The following is a 17,900-nucleotide window of genomic DNA, read 5'->3' as shown; positions in this document are numbered from 1 at the left end:
CGGGCGGGCGAGGGCTCGAAGTGGCAGCGGGCGAGTCGCGGATCGCCCGCATCCATCATCGGCCAGCATGGCGGTGCCCGGCATCCCCAAATCTGGGGATGCGGTTTTTTCCGGCGCATGCCCGTGGCCCCGCCGGGCAAGCAAAAAACCCGCGCAGCCTGAGCTGTCGCGGGTTTCGGGTCCTGCTGGTACTGCACGGACTGAATACTGGTGGAGCCGGCGGGAATCGAACCCGCGTCCGCAAGCCCTCCACAGAGAGTTCTACATACTTAGTTCTGTCATTTGATTTAACCGGCGCAGCGCGGACGAACACGCTCTACGACGGCGAGTCACTTGGTTTTCGTCCCCGGCTTCGTGACCCTTCCGGAGCTTATCTGACGTAAATGACCTCGCGTGGTCTTGCGACCCTAGCCCGTCAGCGAGCCAGTGCGAGGACGGCGGCCCTTAGGCTGCCAGTGCGTAACGTTCGTCGTTAGCAGTTATTGCATTCCCATTGATTAACGAGGTGACGGGTCCTCGGTATGCCCTCCACTGCTTTGTAACCCACGTCGAAACCAGGTCGGCCCCAGTGAGGAAGCTGGATTGTACCCGGTTGGACGCAAGCTGTCTTGGGGAGTTCCAGGCCGGGTGCGTGGATACTGCCAGCGCACTTTCAGGCGATCGCGGCAGGCACCAGCAGCGGGATCAGCTCCGCCGGGTGGCGGATCAGGTGGTCCGCGCCCCAGGCCTCGGGCGGCTCGCCGTCGCCGCAGTAGCCATAGGCGGCGGTCACGGTGATCATGCCGGCGGCCTTGCCGGCCTGGATGTCGCGCAGATCGTCGCCCACGTAGACGCAGCGGCTCGGGTCGACGCCCGCACTTGCGGCGGCATGCAGCAGCGGCGCCGGGTGGGGCTTGGCGTGCGGCGTGGTGTCGCCGCTGACCACGGCGCTGGCGCGGGGCGCCAGGCCGATCGCGGCGACCAGCGGCACCGTGAAGCGCGCGATCTTGTTGGTCACGATCCCCCACGGAATGCCCGCCGCCTCGAGCGCGGCGAGCACCTGCGGCATGCCGTCGAACAGGCACGTGTGCACCGCGATGTCGGCTTCGTAATAATCCAGGAAGATATCGCGCAGGGCCGGAAATTCCGCGTCTTCGGGGCGCAGGCCGAAAGCGGCGCCCAGCAGTCCGCGCGCGCCATGCGAGGCCACGGGTCGCAGCTTGTCATAGGCCACCGGCGGGCGGCCGCGTTCGACCACCAGCCGGTTTGCCGCCGCAGCCAGGTCCGGCGCGGTGTCGGCGAGGGTGCCGTCGAGGTCGAAGAAGACGCCTGCGATCGCCGCGCTCATGCCGCCACCCGGCGGAACGCCATCAGGTAATTCACGTCCGTGTCGCGGCCAAGCGTATAGACCTGGGACAGGGGGTTGTAGGTCATGCCGCGCATCTCGACCAGGTCCAGGCCGGCCTGGCGCGCGAAGCGGGCGAGTTCGGACGGCGTGATGAACTTCTCGTAGTCGTGGGTGCCGCGCGGCAGCATGTTGAGCACGTATTCGGCACCAACGATGGCCAGCAGGTACGCCTTCAGGTTGCGGTTGATGGTGGAGAAGAACACGTGGCCGCCCGGCCGCACCAGCGTCGCGCACGCCTGCACGATCGAAGCCGGGTCCGGCACGTGTTCCAGCATCTCCATGCAAGTGACCACCTCCACGCTGGCCGGCTCGCGCGCGGCCAGCGCTTCGGCGGCGATCTCCTCGTAGGTCACGGCAACGCCGGACTCCAGGCTATGCAGATCGGCCACCTTCAGCGCCTTGCTGGAGAGATCGATGCCGCGCACGGTGGCACCGAGCCGCGCCATGCTCTCGGACAGGATGCCGCCGCCGCAGCCCACGTCGACCACCCGCTTGCCCGCCAGCCCGGCAATGCCGTCGATCCAGCCCAGGCGCAGCGGGTTCAGCTCATGCAGCGGCTTGAACTCGCTTTGCGGGTCCCACCAGCGATGGGCCAGTTCGCTGAATTTGTCGATTTCCTTGGGGTCGGCGTTCCGGCGCTGCGGGTGCTGGCTGGCGGCGTCGGCTGCGGGGAGGGTTTGCGATTGCAACGTCATCGTATGCGGGTCCGGCCGCGCTGCCGCGGCGGGTGAAGGAAGGGACAGTCCGGGCAACTGTACCAAAAAAAAAGCCCAGCTTGCGCTGGGCTTCTTGGATCGGAAGGGTTCCGATTAACGTGCGCTGCGGGTGCCGACCACTTCGACTTCCACGCGGCGGTTCGGCTGCTGGCAGGCGATCTGCGACTTGCGGTTGCCCTTGCACGACTTCGGATCAACCTTCAGCTGGCGCTTGCCCTTGCCTTCGGTGTAGACGCGGTTGGCTTCGACGCCCTTGCTCACCAGGTAAGCCTTGACCGATTCAGCGCGGCGGATCGACAGGCGATCGTTGTACTTGTCCGAGCCGAACGAGTCGGTGTGGCCAACGGCGATGATGACTTCCAGGGTGATGCCTTGCAGCTTCGAGACCAGGTCGTCCAGCTTGGCCTTGCCTTCGGGCTTCAGCACAGCCTTGTCGAAGTCGAACAGGGTGTCAGCAGCGAAAGTGACCTTCTCGCTCGAGACAACCGGCGGGGCCACCGGAGCCGGGGCCGGTGCAGCCACGGCCGGGGCCAGGGCGCCGTCGCACAGCGCGTTGGCCGTGGCCGGGGTCCAGGAGCTGTCGCGCCAGCAGAGCTCGTTCGTGCCATTCTTCCACACGTACTCGCTCGTACCGTTGCCCCAGTTGTCGTTCACTGCCTTCTTTTCATAAGGGACGGACTGAGCTTGAGCGGATGCAGCCATTACTGCGGTAGCTGCAACGAGCGCGAGCTTGGCAAATTTTTTCATATTTCTCCTCTCAGGATGAGATCACCGCAGGGTTACTGCGAGCAAATGGACGAAAACAAGTCATACATTCTTCGGAGTATAACATTCTCGATGTGGCGGATGCTCCACTTCGAACAATGTCTGGCTCTTCGCTGGGGAATTGTGCCACAAGGGTCGTTTCCTAAGAAGTAAATATATTCGATTCGCCGCACGGGTTTTGGGCCTGTGGTGTTTGTGCAACATGGGTCTTGTATCGCCCGCAAAGCCTTGTGGCATCAGGGATTCCGGGTTTCAGTAGCGACCTTCGCGGGCCCCCGGGGAGCCTGTCCGGAGAGCGCCGGGCAGGGGGTGCCGGCATGTTAGAATGGCACGTTGCCCAGCCGTCAGGCGCCCGCCGGCGCCACGTGCCAAAGGCCTGTCATTTGCTTAAACCTGCCGCATAAACCACGCCGCAATGGATCCATTCGCAAAAGAAACCCTTCCGGTCTCCCTAGAAGAGGAAATGCGCCGCTCCTACCTGGATTACGCCATGAGCGTGATCGTCGGGCGCGCGCTTCCCGATGTCAGGGATGGCCTGAAACCGGTGCACCGGCGCGTGCTGTATGCGATGCACGAGCTCAACAACGACTGGAACCGCGCCTACAAGAAGTCGGCCCGTATCGTCGGGGATGTGATCGGTAAGTACCACCCGCACGGTGATACCGCTGTCTACGACACCATCGTGCGCATGGCGCAGGACTTCTCCCTGCGCTACATGCTGGTCGACGGGCAGGGGAATTTCGGTTCGGTGGACGGTGATAACGCCGCGGCCATGCGTTATACCGAAATCCGCCTGTCGAAAATCGCCCACGAGATGCTGCATGACATCGACAAGGAAACCGTCGATTTCGACAGCAACTACGACGGTTCTGAAAAAGAGCCTTCGATTCTCCCGGCGCGTATTCCCAATCTGCTAATCAATGGTTCGTCGGGTATTGCGGTGGGCATGGCCACCAATATCCCGCCGCATAACCTGAATGAAATCGTCGACGGTTGCCTGCACCTGCTGCGCAACCCGCAGGCGACGGTGGACGAGCTGATTGAATTGATTCCGGCTCCGGATTTTCCGACCGCCGGCATTATCTATGGCATTCAGGGCGTGCGCGAAGGCTACCGCACCGGCCGCGGCCGCGTGGTGATGCGCGCCAAGACGCACTTCGAGGATATCGACCGTGGCCAGCGCCAGGCCATCATCGTCGACGAGCTGCCGTACCAGGTCAACAAGCGCACCCTGCTGGAGCGCATTGCCGAGCTGGTCACCGAGAAGAAGATCGAAGGCATCTCGGATATCCGCGACGAGTCGGACAAGTCCGGCATGCGGGTAGTGATCGAGCTAAAGCGCAACGAGGTGCCCGAGGTCGTTCTCAACAACCTATATAAGAACACCCAGCTGCAGGACACCTTCGGCATGAACATGGTGGCGCTGGTCGACCGCCAGCCGCGCCTGCTGAACCTGCGCCAGATGCTGGAGTATTTCCTGGCGCACCGCCGCGAGGTGGTGACCCGCCGGACGGTGTTCGAGCTGCGCAAGGCGCGCGAGCGCGGCCATGTGCTGGAAGGCCTCGCGGTGGCGCTGGCCAACATCGACGAGTTCATCGCCATCATCAAGGCCGCGCCGACCCCGCCGATCGCCAAGCAGGAGCTGATGAGCAAGGCGTGGGATTCCGCGCTGGTCCGCGAAATGCTGGCCCGGGCCGAGGGCGAAACCCCGGGCGGGCGTGCCTCGTACCGGCCGGACGGCCTGCCCGCGGTGTTCGGCATGCAGGCGGATGGCCTGTACCGTCTGTCGGATGGCCAGGCGCAGGAAATCCTGCAAATGCGCCTGCAACGCCTCACCGGGCTCGAACAAGACAAGATCGTTCAGGAATATCGCGACATCATGGCGGAAATCGCGGACTTGCTCGATATCCTCGCGCGCCCTGAACGTATTACCACCATCATCATCGACGAACTGACGGCAATCCGCGCCGAGTTCGGCGATGAACGGCGCTCGCAGATCGAGCTGAACGCGACCGAGCTGGACACCGAGGACCTGATCACCCCGCAGGACATGGTGGTCACGCTGTCGCACAGCGGCTATATGAAGAGCCAGCCCATCTCCGAATACCGCGCGCAAAAGCGGGGCGGCCGGGGCAAGCAGGCGGCGGCGACCAAGGAAGACGACTGGATCGACACCCTGTTCGTGGCCAATACCCACGACTACATCCTCTGCTTCTCGAACCGCGGCCGGCTGTACTGGCTGAAGGTCTACGAGGTGCCGCAAGGCTCGCGCAACTCGCGCGGCCGGCCGATCGTCAACATGTTCCCGCTGTCGGAAGGCGAGAAGATCAACGTCATCCTCCCGGTGCGGCAGTTCGACGCCGAGCACTTCATCTTCATGGCGACCGCGCGCGGCACGGTCAAGAAGACCGCGCTGACGGAGTTCTCCAACCCGCGCAAGGCCGGCATCATCGCGGTCGACCTCGACGAGGGCGACTACCTGATTGGTGCGGCGGTGACCGACGGCCAGCACGACGTGATGCTGTTCTCGGACGCCGGCAAGGCCGTGCGTTTCGACGAGAACGACGTGCGCCCGATGGGCCGCCAGGCGCGCGGCGTGCGCGGCATGAACCTGGAAGACGGCCAGGCCGTGATCGCGATGCTGGTGGCGCCGGCCGAGACCGCTGAAGAGTCGGCGGAGGCCGGCGTGCGCGGCAGCGTGCTGACCGCGACCGAGAACGGTTACGGCAAGCGCACGCCCATCGCCGAGTACACTCGACATGGCCGTGGCACCAAGGGCATGATTGCGATCCAGACGAGCGAGCGCAACGGCCGTGTGGTGGCTGCTGCACTGGTTTCGCCCGAGGACGAAATCATGCTGATCACCACCGGCGGCGTGCTGATCCGTACCCGCGTGGCGGAAATCCGCGAAATGGGCCGCGCCACCCAGGGTGTCACGCTGATCAACGTGGACGAGGGCACCAAGCTGTCCGGGCTGCAGCGCATCGTCGAAAGCGATGCCGACAACGGCGGCAACGGGGAAGAGCCGGATGAGGCCGAGGGCGCCGAAGGTGCCGCCGGCGCGGACGCCGACGCCAAGCCGTAAGACAAAACGTAAGTTGTTGCAACAATAGGACGCCAGCCGGAACTCGCCTCGCGGCTGTCCGGACTAAAACGGACGTATTTACCAGGGAGTCACAATGCTCAAAACCTATCGACGTATCGCTGTTCTGGCTGCTTTTGTCCCGACCTTCATGATGGCGCAGCATGCCCACGCACAGGACGCGGAAAAGACGGCGGCCATCAAGGAACTGCTTTCCGTCATGCAGGCAGACCAGGCTGTGAAGGGCCAGGCAGAGAACTGGCAGCAGGGCGCCAAGCAGGAAGCGCCGCTGGTCCTCGAGCAGGTGCTGGTCGAAAACAAGACCCTGAGCGACAAGCAGAAGCAGGCCGCGGTTGAAAAGCTGAAGAAGAACGGCGCGGTCCAGCGCATCGTGGACGGTGCCGGCACGGCGTTCACCACCGACGGCTTCCGCAAGGACGCCATCCAGGCGCACTACGATGCCTTCGGCAAGTACTACACCACGCAGGAACTGAAGGACCTGACCACCTTCCTGAAGTCGCCGACCGGCCAGAAGTTCATGGCCAACCAGGGCAAGGCGACCCAGGAAATCTGGGGCTCGATGATGCAGAAGTACGGTCCGCAGGTCGGCAAGTCGATGCGCGACGCCGCCGAGAAGGAAATCACCGCCGCTTCGAAGTGATGCCGGCGTGAGCCGCAACGGATCCGCCCGCCGCTTGTCCGAGCATGTTCGGGCGGGCGCGGCAACCCGGGGCTGAACCCCGGGCGCCCAACGGGGCGCGGGTTTGAGGGATAATGGCTGCTTGGGTAACACCGGCAGCCATTTTTCCATCCCCCGTCTCATGAACGATCCCCAGAATCCCGCTCTTGCCGGCATGATGCAGCGTGCATTGGCCGAACGCGTCTACAACTTCTCGCCGGGCCCGGCAGCGCTGCCTGCCGAAGTGCTGCAACAGGCCGCCGAGGAGATGTTGTCCTGGCGCGGGACCGGGGTCTCGGTGATGGAGATGAGCCACCGCAGCCGCGAGTTCGAGGGCATCCACAACCAGGCCATCGCCGACCTGCGCGAGCTGCTGCATATTCCCGCCAACTACCGCGTGCTGTTCCTGCAGGGCGGCGCCATCGGCGAAAACGGCATCGTGCCGCTGAACCTGATGCGCCTGCGCCATGCCGACGCGCCCAAGGCGGACTTTGTCGTCACCGGCACCTGGTCGGTCAAGACCGAGCAGGAGGCCCGCCGCTACGGCGCGGTCAATATCGCGGCCAGCAGCGAGGCACAGAAATACCACCGCATTCCCGCCGTGGCCGACTGGAAGCTGTCGGACGACGCCGGCTACGTCCACCTGTGCACCAACGAGACCATCGTCGGCGTGGAGTTCCAGGACATTCCCGACATTGGCCAGGTCAAGGGCGACCGCGTCGTCGTGGCCGATGCTTCCAGCCATATCCTCTCGCGACCCATCGACTGGTCGCGCGTGCAGGTGGTCTACGGCGGCGCGCAGAAGAACATCGGCCCGGCCGGCGTCACCATCGTGATCGTGCGCGAGGACCTGCTCGGCCATGCCCATCCGCTGTGCCCGTCGGCATTCAACTGGCGCCTGGTGGCCGAGCACAACTCGATGTACAACACGCCGCCGACCTACGCGATCTATATCGCCGGCCTGGTGTTCCAGTGGCTCAAGCGCCAGGGCGGCGTGCCCGCGATCGAACAGCGCAATATCGCCAAGGCGTCGGCGCTGTACGACTACCTCGACCAGAGCGATTTCTATCGCAACGAGATCCACCCGAGCTGCCGCTCGCGCATGAACGTACCGTTCTTCCTGGGCGACGAATCGCGCAACGAGGCCTTCCTGCAGCAGGCCCGGGCCAACGGCCTGGTGCAGCTGAAGGGGCACAAGACCGTGGGCGGCATGCGCGCCAGCATCTACAACGCCATGCCGCTGGAAGGCGTGATGGCGCTGATCGAATTCATGCGCGAGTTCGAGCGGACCTCCGCCTGACGCGCATTCCCGCTGGCGGGCCGCGCATGCCAGGTTCGGCATGCCGGCCCGCGCGGGCAGTTTTCTGGCCGTCGCGCCCGGCGGCCCACCGGATAGATACAACATGACAAGCCAAGACCGCACCCCCGCGCGCGAGGAGACGCCGCCCAATGCGCCGCAGAACGGCGACAGCCACCTGAGTGATGCCGAGCGCAAGCTGTCGGTCGAACTGGGCCCGCTGCGCGAGCAGATCGATACCGTGGACCGCGAGCTGCTGGCGATGCTGAACCGCCGCGCCAAGCTGGCGCTCGAGGTGGGTGAGGTCAAGAAAAAGTACGGCGCGCCGGTGTTCCGGCCCGAGCGCGAGCTGCAGGTCATCCGCAAGGTGCAGGGGGCCAACCCGGGTCCGCTGCTGGGCGAAAGCGTGGCGGCCATCTGGCGCGAGGTGATGTCCGCCTGCCGCGGGCTGGAGAAGCCGCTGGAGGTGGCGTTCCTGGGCCCGGCCGGCACGTTCTCGGAGCAGGCGCTGTACGCGCATTTTGGCCACGAGGTGTCGGGCGTGCCTTGCCCCAGCATCGACGAGGTGTTCCGCGCGGTCGAGGCGGGCACGGTCGAATACGGCGTGGTGCCGGTCGAAAACTCCACCGAAGGCGCGGTGTCGCGCACGCTTGACCTGTTCCTGCAGACCTCGCTGAAGATCAGCGGCGAGATCGCGCTCAAGGTGCACCACAACCTGATGGCGTCGACGCCCGACATGAAGGGCGTCACGGTGGTGCGCGCGCATGCGCAGGCGCTGGCGCAGTGCCAGCACTGGCTGACCGCCAACTATCCGCAGCTCGAGCGCCAGGCGGTGTCGAGCAATGCCGAAGCGGCGCGCATGGCCAGCGAAGACCCGACCGTGGCCGCGATTGCCGGCGAGTCCGCCGCCAACCGCTACCACCTGCACCTGGTGCGCACGCATATCCAGGACGATCCGCACAACCGCACGCGCTTTGCCGTGATCGGCCGCTATGAGACCGAGCCTTCCGGCAGCGACCAGACTTCGCTGATCCTGTCGGTGCCCAACAAGGCCGGCGCGGTGTACCAGCTGCTGGCGCCGCTGGCCGCGAACGGCGTGTCGATGTGCCGCTTCGAGTCGCGCCCGGCGCGCAGCGGCGCGTGGGAATACTACTTCTACGTCGACGTGGAAGGGCACCAGCATGAGCCGGCGGTGGCGCGCGCGATCGAAGAGCTGCGCCGCAACGCCGCCTACCTGAAGGTGCTGGGCTCGTATCCGTCGAGCAAGTAAGGCAGCCGGGACAGCACAAGGAGACGAGATGGCAGAGCAGGGCAGGCAGGGCGGCGCAACGGCTTTCGGGCCGGATTATGTGCGGGCGATTTCGCCCTACGTGGCGGGCAAGCCGATTGCCGAAGTCGCGCGCGAGTTCGGTTTGGACGAGGCCGGCATCGTCAAGCTCGCCTCCAACGAGAATCCGCTGGGCATGCCGGAATCGGCGCGCACCGCGGTGGCCGCGGCCGTGGCCGAACTGGGCCGCTATCCCGATGCCAACGGCTTTGCGCTGAAGGGCGCGCTGTCGGCGCGCTTCGGCGTGCCCGCCGACTGGCTGACGCTGGGCAACGGCAGCAACGACATCCTGGAACTGGCCGCGCATGCGCTGGTGGAACCGGGCCAGTCGATTGTCTATGCCGAATTCTCGTTCGCGGTGTACGCGCTGGCCACGCAGGAGATCGGCGCGCGCGCCATCGAAGTGCCCGCGCGCGACTACGGCCACGACCTCGACGCGATGGCCGCGGCGATTGCGCCGGATACGCGCCTGGTCTTTATCGCCAACCCGAACAACCCGACCGGCACCTTCCTGCCGGCGGCGCAGATCGAGGCCTTCCTGCAGCGCGTGCCGCGCCATGTGGTGGTAGTGCTGGACGAGGCCTACAACGAGTACCTCGACGCCGACCAGCAATACGACGCGATTGCCTGGGTGCGCCGCTACCCCAACCTGATGGTGTCGCGCACGTTTTCCAAGGCCTATGGCCTGGCGGGCCTGCGCATCGGCTACGCGGTGGCGCAGCCCGAACTGACCGACTTGCTGAACCGCATCCGCCAGCCGTTCAATGTCAACAGCGTGGCGCAAGCCGCGGCCATCGCCGCGCTGGCCGATGCCGACTTCCTGCGCCGCAGCGCCGAGCTCAACCGCGACGGCAAGCGGCAACTGACGCAGGCGTTCGAGCGGATGGGTCTGGAATACGTGCCGTCGTCCGGCAACTTCGTGCTGGTGCGCGTGGGCGACGATGACGGCGCCGGCGCGCGCGTGAACCTGGCGTTGCTCCGGCAGGGCGTGATCGTGCGCCCGGTGGGCAACTACAACCTGCCGCGCTGGCTGCGCGTGACCATCGGCTTGCCGGAAGAGAACGCGGCGTTCATCGCGGCGCTGGAGCGGGCGCTGGCCTGAGGCTGGCCGCTGCAAGCGCCGCCGGTCGTGCCGCCCCTTGATTGACCTCGGTCTGAACCGAACTACCGCCGCTTGCGGCTTGTGATTGTGAGTGCATTGCATTTTTCCCGTGTTGTCATTGTCGGCGTCGGCCTGATCGGCGGCTCGCTCGCGCTGGCGCTCAAGCGCGCCGGCGTGGTGGGCACGGTGGTCGGGGTCGGGCGCTCGGCCGCCTCGCTGCAGAAGGCGCTCGACCTCGGCGTGATCGACGAGGCCGCGACGCTGGCCGATGCCGCGCGCGGCGCCAGCGTGATCGTGCTGTGCGCGCCGGTGGCGCAGAATTTTGCGCTGCTGCATGCGCTGGAGCCGCACCTGCAGCCGGGCACCATCGTCACCGATGCCGGCAGTACCAAGTCCGACGTGATCATTGCCGCCAAGACCGCGCTGGGCGACAAGGCCGCGCAGTTCGTGCCCGCCCATCCGATCGCCGGGCGCGAGCTCAACGGCGTCGCGGCCGCGCTGCCGGACCTGTACGACGGCAAGAACACCGTGCTGTGTCCGCTGCAGGAAAACGCGCGCGCCGACGTGGCCGCCGTGCGTGCCATGTGGGAAAGCGCTGGCGCGCATTGCCACGTGATGTCGGCGGTCCAGCACGACGCGGTGTTTGCCGCGGTCAGCCATCTGCCGCACGTGCTGTCGTACGCGCTGGTGGCGCAGGTGGCCAATGCCGAAGATGCGGCGCTGAAGCTGGATTTCGCCGGCGGCGGCTTCCGCGACTTCACGCGGATCGCGGCCTCGTCGCCGGAGATGTGGCGCGACATCTGCGTGGCCAACCGCGACGCGCTGCTGCGCGAGCTGAATACTTACCAGTCGGTGCTGGCACACCTGAAGATGCTGATCGAAAAGGGCGACGGCGACGCGCTCGAGCGCATCTTCACGCGCGCCAGCAAGACCCGGCTGGCCTGGGGCGCCGAGCGTGCCGCGGGCAACAACCATATCGAACCCTGATGGCCCTGGCCCATCGCCTGAACGCGGCGCCCCGGCGCCCACGACATCCATGGAACACCTGACGCTAGGCCCCCTGACCCGCGCCCACGGCACCGTCCGGTTGCCGGGCTCGAAGAGCATCTCCAACCGCGTGCTGCTGCTGGCCGCGCTGGCCAACGGCGAGACCCGCGTGCGCGACCTGCTCGACTCCGACGACACGCGCGTGATGCTGCAGGCGCTGCGCACGCTGGGCGTGGCCTGGCGGCAGGAAGGCGCCGACTACATCGTTACCGGCGCCGGCGGCAATTTCCCCAACAAGTCGGCCGAGCTGTTCATGGGCAATGCCGGCACCGCGATCCGTCCGCTGACCGCCGCGCTGGCGCTGCAGGGCGGCAGCTACAAGCTGTCCGGCGTGCCGCGCATGCATGAGCGGCCGATCGGCGACCTTGTCGATGGGCTGCGCCAGGTGGGCGCGGTGATCGACTACCTTGGCAACGAAGGCTTCCCGCCGCTGCATATCCAGCCGGCCAGCCTGCGCATCGACGCGCCGATCCGCGTGCGCGGCGATGTCTCGAGCCAGTTCCTGACCGCGCTGCTGATGAGCCTGCCGCTGGCGCAAACTGCCAGCGGCCGCATCGAGATCGAAGTGGTGGGCGAGCTGATCTCCAAGCCGTATATCGAGATCACGCTGAACCTGCTGGCGCGCTTCGGCATCGAGGTCGAGCGGCAGGGCTGGGAGCGTTTCATTCTGCCCGCGGGGGCGGCTTACCGTTCGCCGGGCGAGATCTTTGTCGAGGGCGATGCGTCATCGGCTTCGTACTTCCTGGCCGCCGGCGCGATCGGCGGCGGCCCGGTGCGGGTCGAAGGCGTCGGCATGGCCAGCATCCAGGGGGATGTCCGTTTCGCCGAGGCGCTCAATCGCATGGGCGCCAACGTGATGGCGGGCGACAACTGGATCGAGGTGCGCGGCACGGAACGCGACGACGGGCGCCTGCACGGCATCGAGCTGGACTGCAACCATATTCCCGATGCCGCCATGACGCTGGCGGTGGCGGCGCTGTTTGCCGAAGGCACGACCACGCTGACCAATATTGCCAGTTGGCGCGTCAAGGAAACCGACCGCATCGCGGCGATGGCGACCGAACTGCGCAAGCTGGGTGCCGTGGTCGAGGAGGGCGCCGACTACCTGCGCGTGACGCCGCCGCAGCCGTGGCAGACCCCGGCCGACGGCATTGGCACCTATGATGACCATCGCATGGCGATGTGTTTCTCGCTGGCGGCGTTCGGCCCGTTGCCGGTGCGGATCAATGATCCGGGCTGCGTGGCGAAGACGTTCCCGGACTATTTCAGCGTATTTGCCGGCGTCACGCGCTGACCAGGCCGGCCTCGGCAACGTTGCCGGCCGGGGCTGCGGCGCTGTCGCGGCTGGCCGGCGCCTGGCGGTGCTGGCGCTTGTCCCAGTACTTGTCGAAGAAGTAGTGGGCCACGGTATTGACGGCCGGTTCGATAAAGGTGACCGCACCGCTCACGGCCAGGCTGCCGGTCAGCGCATAGGTCACGCTGAACGCGATGCCGAGGTGCATGATGCCGAACGTCAGGGTTTTTGCCATGGTAGATTGCCTCGCGACCAATACTGAGGGATGCGCCGCGCTTGCCGCGGCGCGGGGCCATGGATCAAATAATAATGATTCTCAATAGAATTAACAATCAATCGTTTCACTGGGTGCCATAAGCAATGACTATCGTCAACGTCATCACCATTGACGGGCCGACCGCCTCCGGCAAGGGCACGGTTGCGCACAAGGTTGCCGACGCGGTGGGCTTCCACCTGCTCGACAGCGGCGCGCTGTACCGGCTGGTAGCGCTGGCCAGCGACCGCGCCGGTGTTGACCTGGCCGACATGGACACCCTGGCGCGGATCGCTGCGCGCCTCGATGTGAAGTTCGGACCCGACCGCGTGTGGCTGCAGGGCGAGGAAGTGAGCCTGGCGATCCGCGCCGAGGCGATCGGCAACCGCGCCTCGGCCATCGCGGTGCACCAGCCGGTGCGCGACGCGCTGACGCAGCTGCAGCGCAGCTTCCGCAAGCTGCCCGGGCTGGTGGCGGACGGCCGCGACATGGGCACCGTGATCTTCCCGGACGCCCAGCTCAAGGTGTTCCTGACCGCGAGTGTCGAGGCGCGCGCGCGCAGGCGCTATAAACAATTGATTGATAAGGGAATTTCTGCTAATATCGAAGACCTTTTGCGTGACCTCGAGGCGCGCGACGCGCGGGATCGCACCCGTGCCGCCGCACCGCTGCGTCCCGCCGAAGATGCAAAGCTGCTCGATACCTCCGACATGACGGTGGATCAGGCAGTGGCGCAGGTGCTGGAGTGGTTTGCCGCTGTGCGGCCCGATGCATGACATGCAGCGGGCGCATCCGTAGAAGCGGCGCACCCCTTCCGTACCCGATGGCGTCGGTCCGGGCCCGTGCCCTGGCTGGCTTTTGTCAAACCTGACCCCGCTGCCCTGGCAGACTGAGCGCGATCGTCGCGCCGGCCAGCGTATCGCGGATTTCACCTTACGTTTATGTCCGACCTGCAAACTAACGAATCCTTTGCCGCACTGTTCGAGGAATCGATCGCCCGCTCCAATATGAAGGCTGGCGAAGTGATCTCCGCTGAAGTCGTGCGCATCGACCACAACTTCGTGGTCGTCAATGCCGGCCTCAAGTCCGAGGCATTCGTGCCGGTGGAGGAGTTCCTGAACGACCAGGGCGAACTCGAAGTGCAGGCCGGCGACTACGTCTCCGTGGCCATCGACGCACTCGAGAACGGCTATGGCGACACCATCCTCTCGCGCGACAAGGCCAAGCGCCTGGCCTCGTGGCTGAACCTCGAGAAGGCCCTGGAAGACGGCGAAATCATCTCGGGTACCGTGACCGGCAAGGTCAAGGGCGGCCTGACGGTGATGGTCAACGGCATCCGCGCGTTCCTGCCGGGCTCGCTGGTTGACGTGCGTCCGATCAAGGACACCACCCCGTACGAAGGCAAGACCCTGGAATTCAAGGTCATCAAGCTGGACCGCAAGCGCAACAACGTGGTGCTGTCGCGCCGCGCCGTGGTCGAAGCCACGCTGGGCGAAGAGCGCCAGAAGCTGATGGAAACCCTGAAGGAAGGCGCCATCGTCAACGGTATCGTCAAGAACATCACCGACTACGGTGCGTTCGTTGACCTGGGCGGCATCGACGGCCTGCTGCACATCACCGACCTGGCCTGGCGCCGTGTCCGCCACCCGAGCGAAGTGCTGTCGGTTGGCCAGGAAATCACCGCCAAGATCCTCAAGTTCGACCAGGAAAAGAACCGCGTCTCGCTGGGCGTGAAGCAGCTGGGCGAAGATCCGTGGGTCGGCATCTCGCGCCGCTACCCGCAAGGCACCCGCCTGTTCGGCAAGGTCACCAACCTGACCGACTACGGCGCGTTCGTCGAGATCGAAGCCGGCATCGAAGGCCTGGTGCACGTGTCGGAAATGGACTGGACCAACAAGAACGTGGCCCCGTCCAAGGTGGTCCAGCTGGGCGACGAAGTCGAAGTCATGGTGCTGGATATCGACGAAGACAAGCGTCGTATCAGCCTGGGCATGAAGCAGTGCAAGGCCAACCCGTGGGACGATTTCTCGCGCAACCACAAGAAGGGCGACAAGCTGAGCGGCCAGATCAAGTCGATCACCGACTTCGGCGTGTTCATCGGCCTGCCGGGCGGCATCGACGGCCTGGTGCACCTGTCCGACCTGTCCTGGCAAGAGTCCGGCGAAGAGGCCGTGCGCAAGTACAAGAAGGGCGACGAAGTCGAAGCCGTGGTGCTGGGCATCGACGTCGACAAGGAACGCATCTCGCTGGGCATCAAGCAGCTGTCGGGCGATCCGTTCAACAACTTCATCTCGGCCAACGACAAGGGCTCGCTGGTGAACGGCACGATCAAGGCCGTTGACGCCAAGGGTGCCGTGGTCCAGCTGGCCGACGACGTCGAAGGCTACCTGCGTGCATCGGAAATCTCCGCTGACCGCGTGGAAGACGCCCGCAACGTGCTGAAGGAAGGCGAGCAGATCACCGCCCTGGTGGTGAACGTCGACCGCAAGTCGCGCAACATCAACCTGTCGATCAAGGCCAAGGACAGCGCAGAGCAGCAGGAAGCGATGCAGAAGTTCCAGGCCGACACCGGCACGGCTGGCACGACCAACCTCGGCGCTCTGCTGAAGGCCAAGCTCGGCCAGGACAACCAGTAATCGCAGGCCCCCGCGCTTGCGCGAATGCCCATGACCAAGTCGGAGCTTGTCGAAAAACTGGCTGCCCGCTTCCCCCAGCTGCTGCTGCGGGATGCGGACATCTCGGTGAAAACGATACTCGACGCGATGTCCGAAGCGCTGGCCGACGGCCACCGCATCGAGATCCGCGGATTCGGCAGTTTTGGTCTGAACAAGCGTCCGCCTCGCGTGGGGCGCAATCCCAAGTCCGGCGAGCGGGTGCTGGTCCCTGAAAAACGGGTGCCGCACTTCAAGGCGGGCAAGGAATTGCGCGAACGGGTTGACCGCAGCCAGCCGGTGCCTGCGGGCACCAACGGCAACGGCCATTCCGGCGGCACGGCGCAAGCCCTGCCGGCCAAGGCAGGCCAGGGCGCGGCAGCCGCCGCGCCGACGGGGTTGCACGAGAGCGGACTGGATTTCATCCGCTCCTGACTGCAACGGGTTCCTGCCTGCCACTGTGTTGTCAAGAAAGCGCCCCTTGGGGCGCTTTTTTTTTATGGTCGATCAGAGCCGGAGGGCATCCGCGGCGTCTGCCATCCGGAGCGTCGCCGCCTGCGAGGCGCGAGGCGGGACGCCGTTACCGCCACGTTACCGAAACCGTGAAGTGATTCCGTTACAATGCCGGGGTCTTTGCCGGGCCTTGCACAGGGCGTCCTGCCAGCCGCAGTGCTTGTGCTTGCCCGGCCCAACGCCATGCTGCCTCGCCGCCTACCCGCATGAAACTGTTTGCCTGGATCGTCCGCATCGTCGTATTCGTGCTGCTGTTCGTGCTGGCCCTGCGCAATACCGCAGAAGCCTCGCTGCAGCTGTTCTTCAATGCCGTCTGGCATGCGCCGCTGATCCTGATCCTGTTTGCCGCGTTTGCACTGGGTGCGGTGGCTGCGCTGGCCTCGGTGGCGCCGGGCCTGATGCGCCAGCGCATGGAACTGGCCAGGCTGCGGCGCGCGGCCGCGGATGCACGGGCGTCGACCGCGGCGCCATCGGCGGCACCGGCGAGCGCCGCGCCGGTGCCGCGCGACGGCAAGTCTCCCTATAACGTAGTCGGCCCGAAAGTCTGATCCATGATGTTCGAAACCTGGTGGCTGTTGGTGCTGCCACTTGTCTTTGGCCTTGGCTGGATGGCGGCGCGCTTCGACGTGCGCCAGATGATCAGCGAGCAGGGCGCCTTGCCGCGCTCCTACTTCAAGGGACTCAATTTCCTGCTCAACGAGCAGCCCGACAAGGCCATCGATGCCTTTGTCGAAGTCGCCCGGCTGGACCCGGAAACCACCGAGCTGCACTTTGCGCTGGGCGCGCTGTTCCGGCGCCGCGGCGAAACCGAGCGCGCCATCCGTGTGCACCAGAACCTCGCCACGCGCCCCGACTTGCCCGAGCCCGAGCGCGAGCACGCGCTGTTCGAGCTGGGCGAGGACTACCTGCGCGCGGGCCTGCTCGACCGCGCCGAGGAATCGCTGCGCCGGCTGATGTCCGGGCCTTACGCGGCGTCGGCCAAGCGGGTGCTGCTCGAACTCTATGAAGTCGAAAAGGAATGGCAGAAGGCGATCGATGCCGCGCGTGAACTGCAGACGCTGGAGCAGAAGAGCTACAGCCTGCAGATCGCGCAGTTCTGCTGCGAGCTGGCGCAGGACGCGCTGCAGCGCAAGCGCCCGGAAGACGCGGTGAAATGGCTGAACCAGGCCGTGGCCGAGAATCCCGCCAACGTGCGCGCGCCGATCCTGCTGGGCGACGTGGCCGCGGCGGCGGGCGATGCGCGCGCGGCGCTGGGCCACTGGCTCGGCATCGAGCGCCAGGACGCCTCGTTCCTGCCGCTGGTGGCCGAGCGCGTGGTCAAGGCCTATGCCGCCCTGAACGAGCAAGGCGTGGCGCTGGAATGGCTGCGTGGCCTGCTCAAGGGCAAGCTCGCCCCCGAGGTGCTCGACACCGCCTACAAGGCCGAGCTGGAAGTGAATGGTGCCGAGGCCGCGGCGCGCCTGATGCGCGAACAGCTGCGCCGCCAGCCGACGCTGCTGGCGCTGACCAAGTACTTCGAGGCGCAGGCGGCAGTGGCCGCCGCGCCCGCCACGCAGGCCGCGGTGGTCGAGGCCGCTGCCGGCCAGGCCGAAGGCGCCGAAGACGGCGACGAGGCCAGGGAAACCACCGCCATCCGCGACCTGCTGCAACTGCGCACGCGCAACCTGGCGCGCTATACCTGCCGCGAATGCGGTTTCCGTGCGCGGCTGTTCTATTGGCAATGCCCTGGTTGCAACCGCTGGGAAACCTATGCCCCGCGGCGTTCCGAAACGCTCGGCTGACCCCGG

At 65.8% G+C, this 17,900-nt stretch carries 16 protein-coding genes and 1 other RNA gene; 12 read left to right on the top strand and 5 right to left on the bottom strand.

All coding sequences use genetic code 11. The annotated features are described in order from the left end of the window. Nucleotides 1-208 precede the first annotated feature (208 nt). The 4 genes from ssrA to ompA form a co-directional block, all read right to left on the bottom strand. Nucleotides 209-567, bottom strand: a transfer-messenger RNA (tmRNA) gene (ssrA, locus tag A3AG_RS33535). 85 nt (nt 568-652) lie between these two features. Continuing rightward, entirely contained in the window at nt 653-1,327 is a 675-nt protein-coding gene (gene gph / locus A3AG_RS0119645; RefSeq protein ID WP_018007073.1) for a phosphoglycolate phosphatase, read from the bottom strand. Next, on the bottom strand, nt 1,324-2,082 hold the full coding sequence (gene ubiG, locus A3AG_RS0119640) for a bifunctional 2-polyprenyl-6-hydroxyphenol methylase/3-demethylubiquinol 3-O-methyltransferase UbiG (RefSeq protein WP_018007072.1): 759 nt from the start codon (nt 2,080-2,082) through the stop codon (nt 1,324-1,326). Before ubiG ends, gph begins: the two co-directional genes overlap by 4 nt. Before the next feature lie 114 nt (nt 2,083-2,196). Beyond that, the gene (gene ompA, locus A3AG_RS0119635) at nt 2,197-2,850 is read right to left on the bottom strand and encodes an outer membrane protein OmpA (protein ID WP_012352078.1); all 654 of its coding nucleotides are present in this window, start codon (nt 2,848-2,850) and stop codon (nt 2,197-2,199) included. A 433-nt stretch (nt 2,851-3,283) separates the two neighbouring features. Here ompA and gyrA point away from each other — a divergent pair, with 433 nt between their 5' ends. The 7 genes from gyrA (at nt 3,284) to aroA (ending at nt 12,696) form a co-directional block, all read left to right on the top strand. Beyond that, nucleotides 3,284-5,953 (top strand): DNA gyrase subunit A, encoded by a 2,670-nt coding sequence (gyrA, locus tag A3AG_RS0119630; RefSeq protein WP_018007071.1) that lies wholly within the window; start codon nt 3,284-3,286, stop codon nt 5,951-5,953. 94 nt (nt 5,954-6,047) lie between these two features. Further along, nucleotides 6,048-6,611 carry a DUF2059 domain-containing protein gene (locus A3AG_RS0119625; protein WP_018007070.1) on the top strand — a complete coding sequence of 188 codons (564 nt, stop codon included), beginning with the start codon at nt 6,048-6,050 and terminating at the stop codon, nt 6,609-6,611. Between the two features lie 160 nt (nt 6,612-6,771). After that, complete coding sequence (gene serC / locus A3AG_RS0119620) at nt 6,772-7,929, top strand: 3-phosphoserine/phosphohydroxythreonine transaminase (protein WP_018007069.1); 1,158 nt, start codon at nt 6,772-6,774, stop codon at nt 7,927-7,929. Nucleotides 7,930-8,032: 103 nt separating this feature from the next. Next, nucleotides 8,033-9,196 (top strand): prephenate dehydratase, encoded by a 1,164-nt coding sequence (pheA, locus tag A3AG_RS0119615; protein ID WP_018007068.1) that lies wholly within the window; start codon nt 8,033-8,035, stop codon nt 9,194-9,196. A gap of 28 nt (nt 9,197-9,224) precedes the next feature. Then, nucleotides 9,225-10,355: a histidinol-phosphate transaminase gene (gene hisC, locus A3AG_RS0119610; protein ID WP_018007067.1), complete on the top strand. Its 1,131-nt coding sequence runs from the start codon at nt 9,225-9,227 to the stop codon at nt 10,353-10,355. Nucleotides 10,356-10,442: 87 nt separating this feature from the next. Then, a complete protein-coding gene (locus A3AG_RS0119605; protein ID WP_018007066.1) occupies nt 10,443-11,342 on the top strand; it encodes a prephenate dehydrogenase in 900 nt (299 codons plus the stop codon). A 49-nt stretch (nt 11,343-11,391) separates the two neighbouring features. Continuing rightward, nucleotides 11,392-12,696: a 3-phosphoshikimate 1-carboxyvinyltransferase gene (aroA, locus tag A3AG_RS0119600; RefSeq protein ID WP_018007065.1), complete on the top strand. Its 1,305-nt coding sequence runs from the start codon at nt 11,392-11,394 to the stop codon at nt 12,694-12,696. Here aroA and A3AG_RS0119595 read toward each other — a convergent pair. After that, entirely contained in the window at nt 12,686-12,931 is a 246-nt protein-coding gene (locus A3AG_RS0119595) for a DUF2061 domain-containing protein (RefSeq protein ID WP_018007064.1), read from the bottom strand. The two genes, aroA and A3AG_RS0119595, sit on opposite strands and share 11 nt — an antisense overlap. Nucleotides 12,932-13,056: 125 nt before the next feature. Between A3AG_RS0119595 and cmk the strand changes: the two genes are divergently transcribed. The 5 genes from cmk (at nt 13,057) to lapB (ending at nt 17,894) form a co-directional block, all read left to right on the top strand. After that, the gene (cmk, locus tag A3AG_RS0119590; RefSeq protein WP_018007063.1) at nt 13,057-13,725 is read left to right on the top strand and encodes a (d)CMP kinase; all 669 of its coding nucleotides are present in this window, start codon (nt 13,057-13,059) and stop codon (nt 13,723-13,725) included. Nucleotides 13,726-13,890: 165 nt separating this feature from the next. Beyond that, nucleotides 13,891-15,585, top strand: coding sequence for a 30S ribosomal protein S1 (gene rpsA, locus A3AG_RS0119585; RefSeq protein WP_018007062.1), 1,695 nt, complete (start codon nt 13,891-13,893; stop codon nt 15,583-15,585). A gap of 30 nt (nt 15,586-15,615) precedes the next feature. Further along, complete coding sequence (locus A3AG_RS0119580; RefSeq protein ID WP_020384470.1) at nt 15,616-16,035, top strand: integration host factor subunit beta; 420 nt, start codon at nt 15,616-15,618, stop codon at nt 16,033-16,035. Between the two features lie 284 nt (nt 16,036-16,319). Beyond that, nucleotides 16,320-16,661 (top strand): lipopolysaccharide assembly protein LapA domain-containing protein, encoded by a 342-nt coding sequence (locus A3AG_RS0119575; RefSeq protein WP_018007060.1) that lies wholly within the window; start codon nt 16,320-16,322, stop codon nt 16,659-16,661. A gap of 3 nt (nt 16,662-16,664) precedes the next feature. Continuing rightward, complete coding sequence (gene lapB, locus A3AG_RS0119570) at nt 16,665-17,894, top strand: lipopolysaccharide assembly protein LapB (RefSeq protein WP_018007059.1); 1,230 nt, start codon at nt 16,665-16,667, stop codon at nt 17,892-17,894. The last annotated feature ends 6 nt before the right edge of the window (nt 17,895-17,900 follow it).

The sequence above is a fragment of the Cupriavidus neocaledonicus genome (assembly GCF_000372525.1).
In the GTDB taxonomy this organism is placed as follows: Bacteria; Pseudomonadota; Gammaproteobacteria; order Burkholderiales; family Burkholderiaceae; genus Cupriavidus; species Cupriavidus neocaledonicus.
Note: the sequence above shows the minus strand (reverse complement) of the source record. Positions and strands in the feature narration are given on the sequence as shown.

Bases quoted from the DNA above. Each gene is read 5' to 3' on its own strand.
- gph (WP_018007073.1), bottom strand. From the start codon at position 1,327: ATGAGCGCGGCGATCGCAGGCGTCTTCTTCGACCTCGACGGCACCCTC.
- ubiG (WP_018007072.1), bottom strand. From the start codon at position 2,082: ATGACGTTGCAATCGCAAACCCTCCCCGCAGCCGACGCCGCCAGCCAG.
- ompA (WP_012352078.1), bottom strand. From the start codon at position 2,850: ATGAAAAAATTTGCCAAGCTCGCGCTCGTTGCAGCTACCGCAGTAATG.
- gyrA (WP_018007071.1), top strand. From the start codon at position 3,284: ATGGATCCATTCGCAAAAGAAACCCTTCCGGTCTCCCTAGAAGAGGAA.
- A3AG_RS0119625 (WP_018007070.1), top strand. From the start codon at position 6,048: ATGCTCAAAACCTATCGACGTATCGCTGTTCTGGCTGCTTTTGTCCCG.
- serC (WP_018007069.1), top strand. From the start codon at position 6,772: ATGAACGATCCCCAGAATCCCGCTCTTGCCGGCATGATGCAGCGTGCA.
- pheA (WP_018007068.1), top strand. From the start codon at position 8,033: ATGACAAGCCAAGACCGCACCCCCGCGCGCGAGGAGACGCCGCCCAAT.
- hisC (WP_018007067.1), top strand. From the start codon at position 9,225: ATGGCAGAGCAGGGCAGGCAGGGCGGCGCAACGGCTTTCGGGCCGGAT.
- aroA (WP_018007065.1), top strand. From the start codon at position 11,392: ATGGAACACCTGACGCTAGGCCCCCTGACCCGCGCCCACGGCACCGTC.
- A3AG_RS0119595 (WP_018007064.1), bottom strand. From the start codon at position 12,931: ATGGCAAAAACCCTGACGTTCGGCATCATGCACCTCGGCATCGCGTTC.
- cmk (WP_018007063.1), top strand. From the start codon at position 13,057: ATGACTATCGTCAACGTCATCACCATTGACGGGCCGACCGCCTCCGGC.
- rpsA (WP_018007062.1), top strand. From the start codon at position 13,891: ATGTCCGACCTGCAAACTAACGAATCCTTTGCCGCACTGTTCGAGGAA.
- A3AG_RS0119580 (WP_020384470.1), top strand. From the start codon at position 15,616: ATGACCAAGTCGGAGCTTGTCGAAAAACTGGCTGCCCGCTTCCCCCAG.
- A3AG_RS0119575 (WP_018007060.1), top strand. From the start codon at position 16,320: ATGAAACTGTTTGCCTGGATCGTCCGCATCGTCGTATTCGTGCTGCTG.
- lapB (WP_018007059.1), top strand. From the start codon at position 16,665: ATGATGTTCGAAACCTGGTGGCTGTTGGTGCTGCCACTTGTCTTTGGC.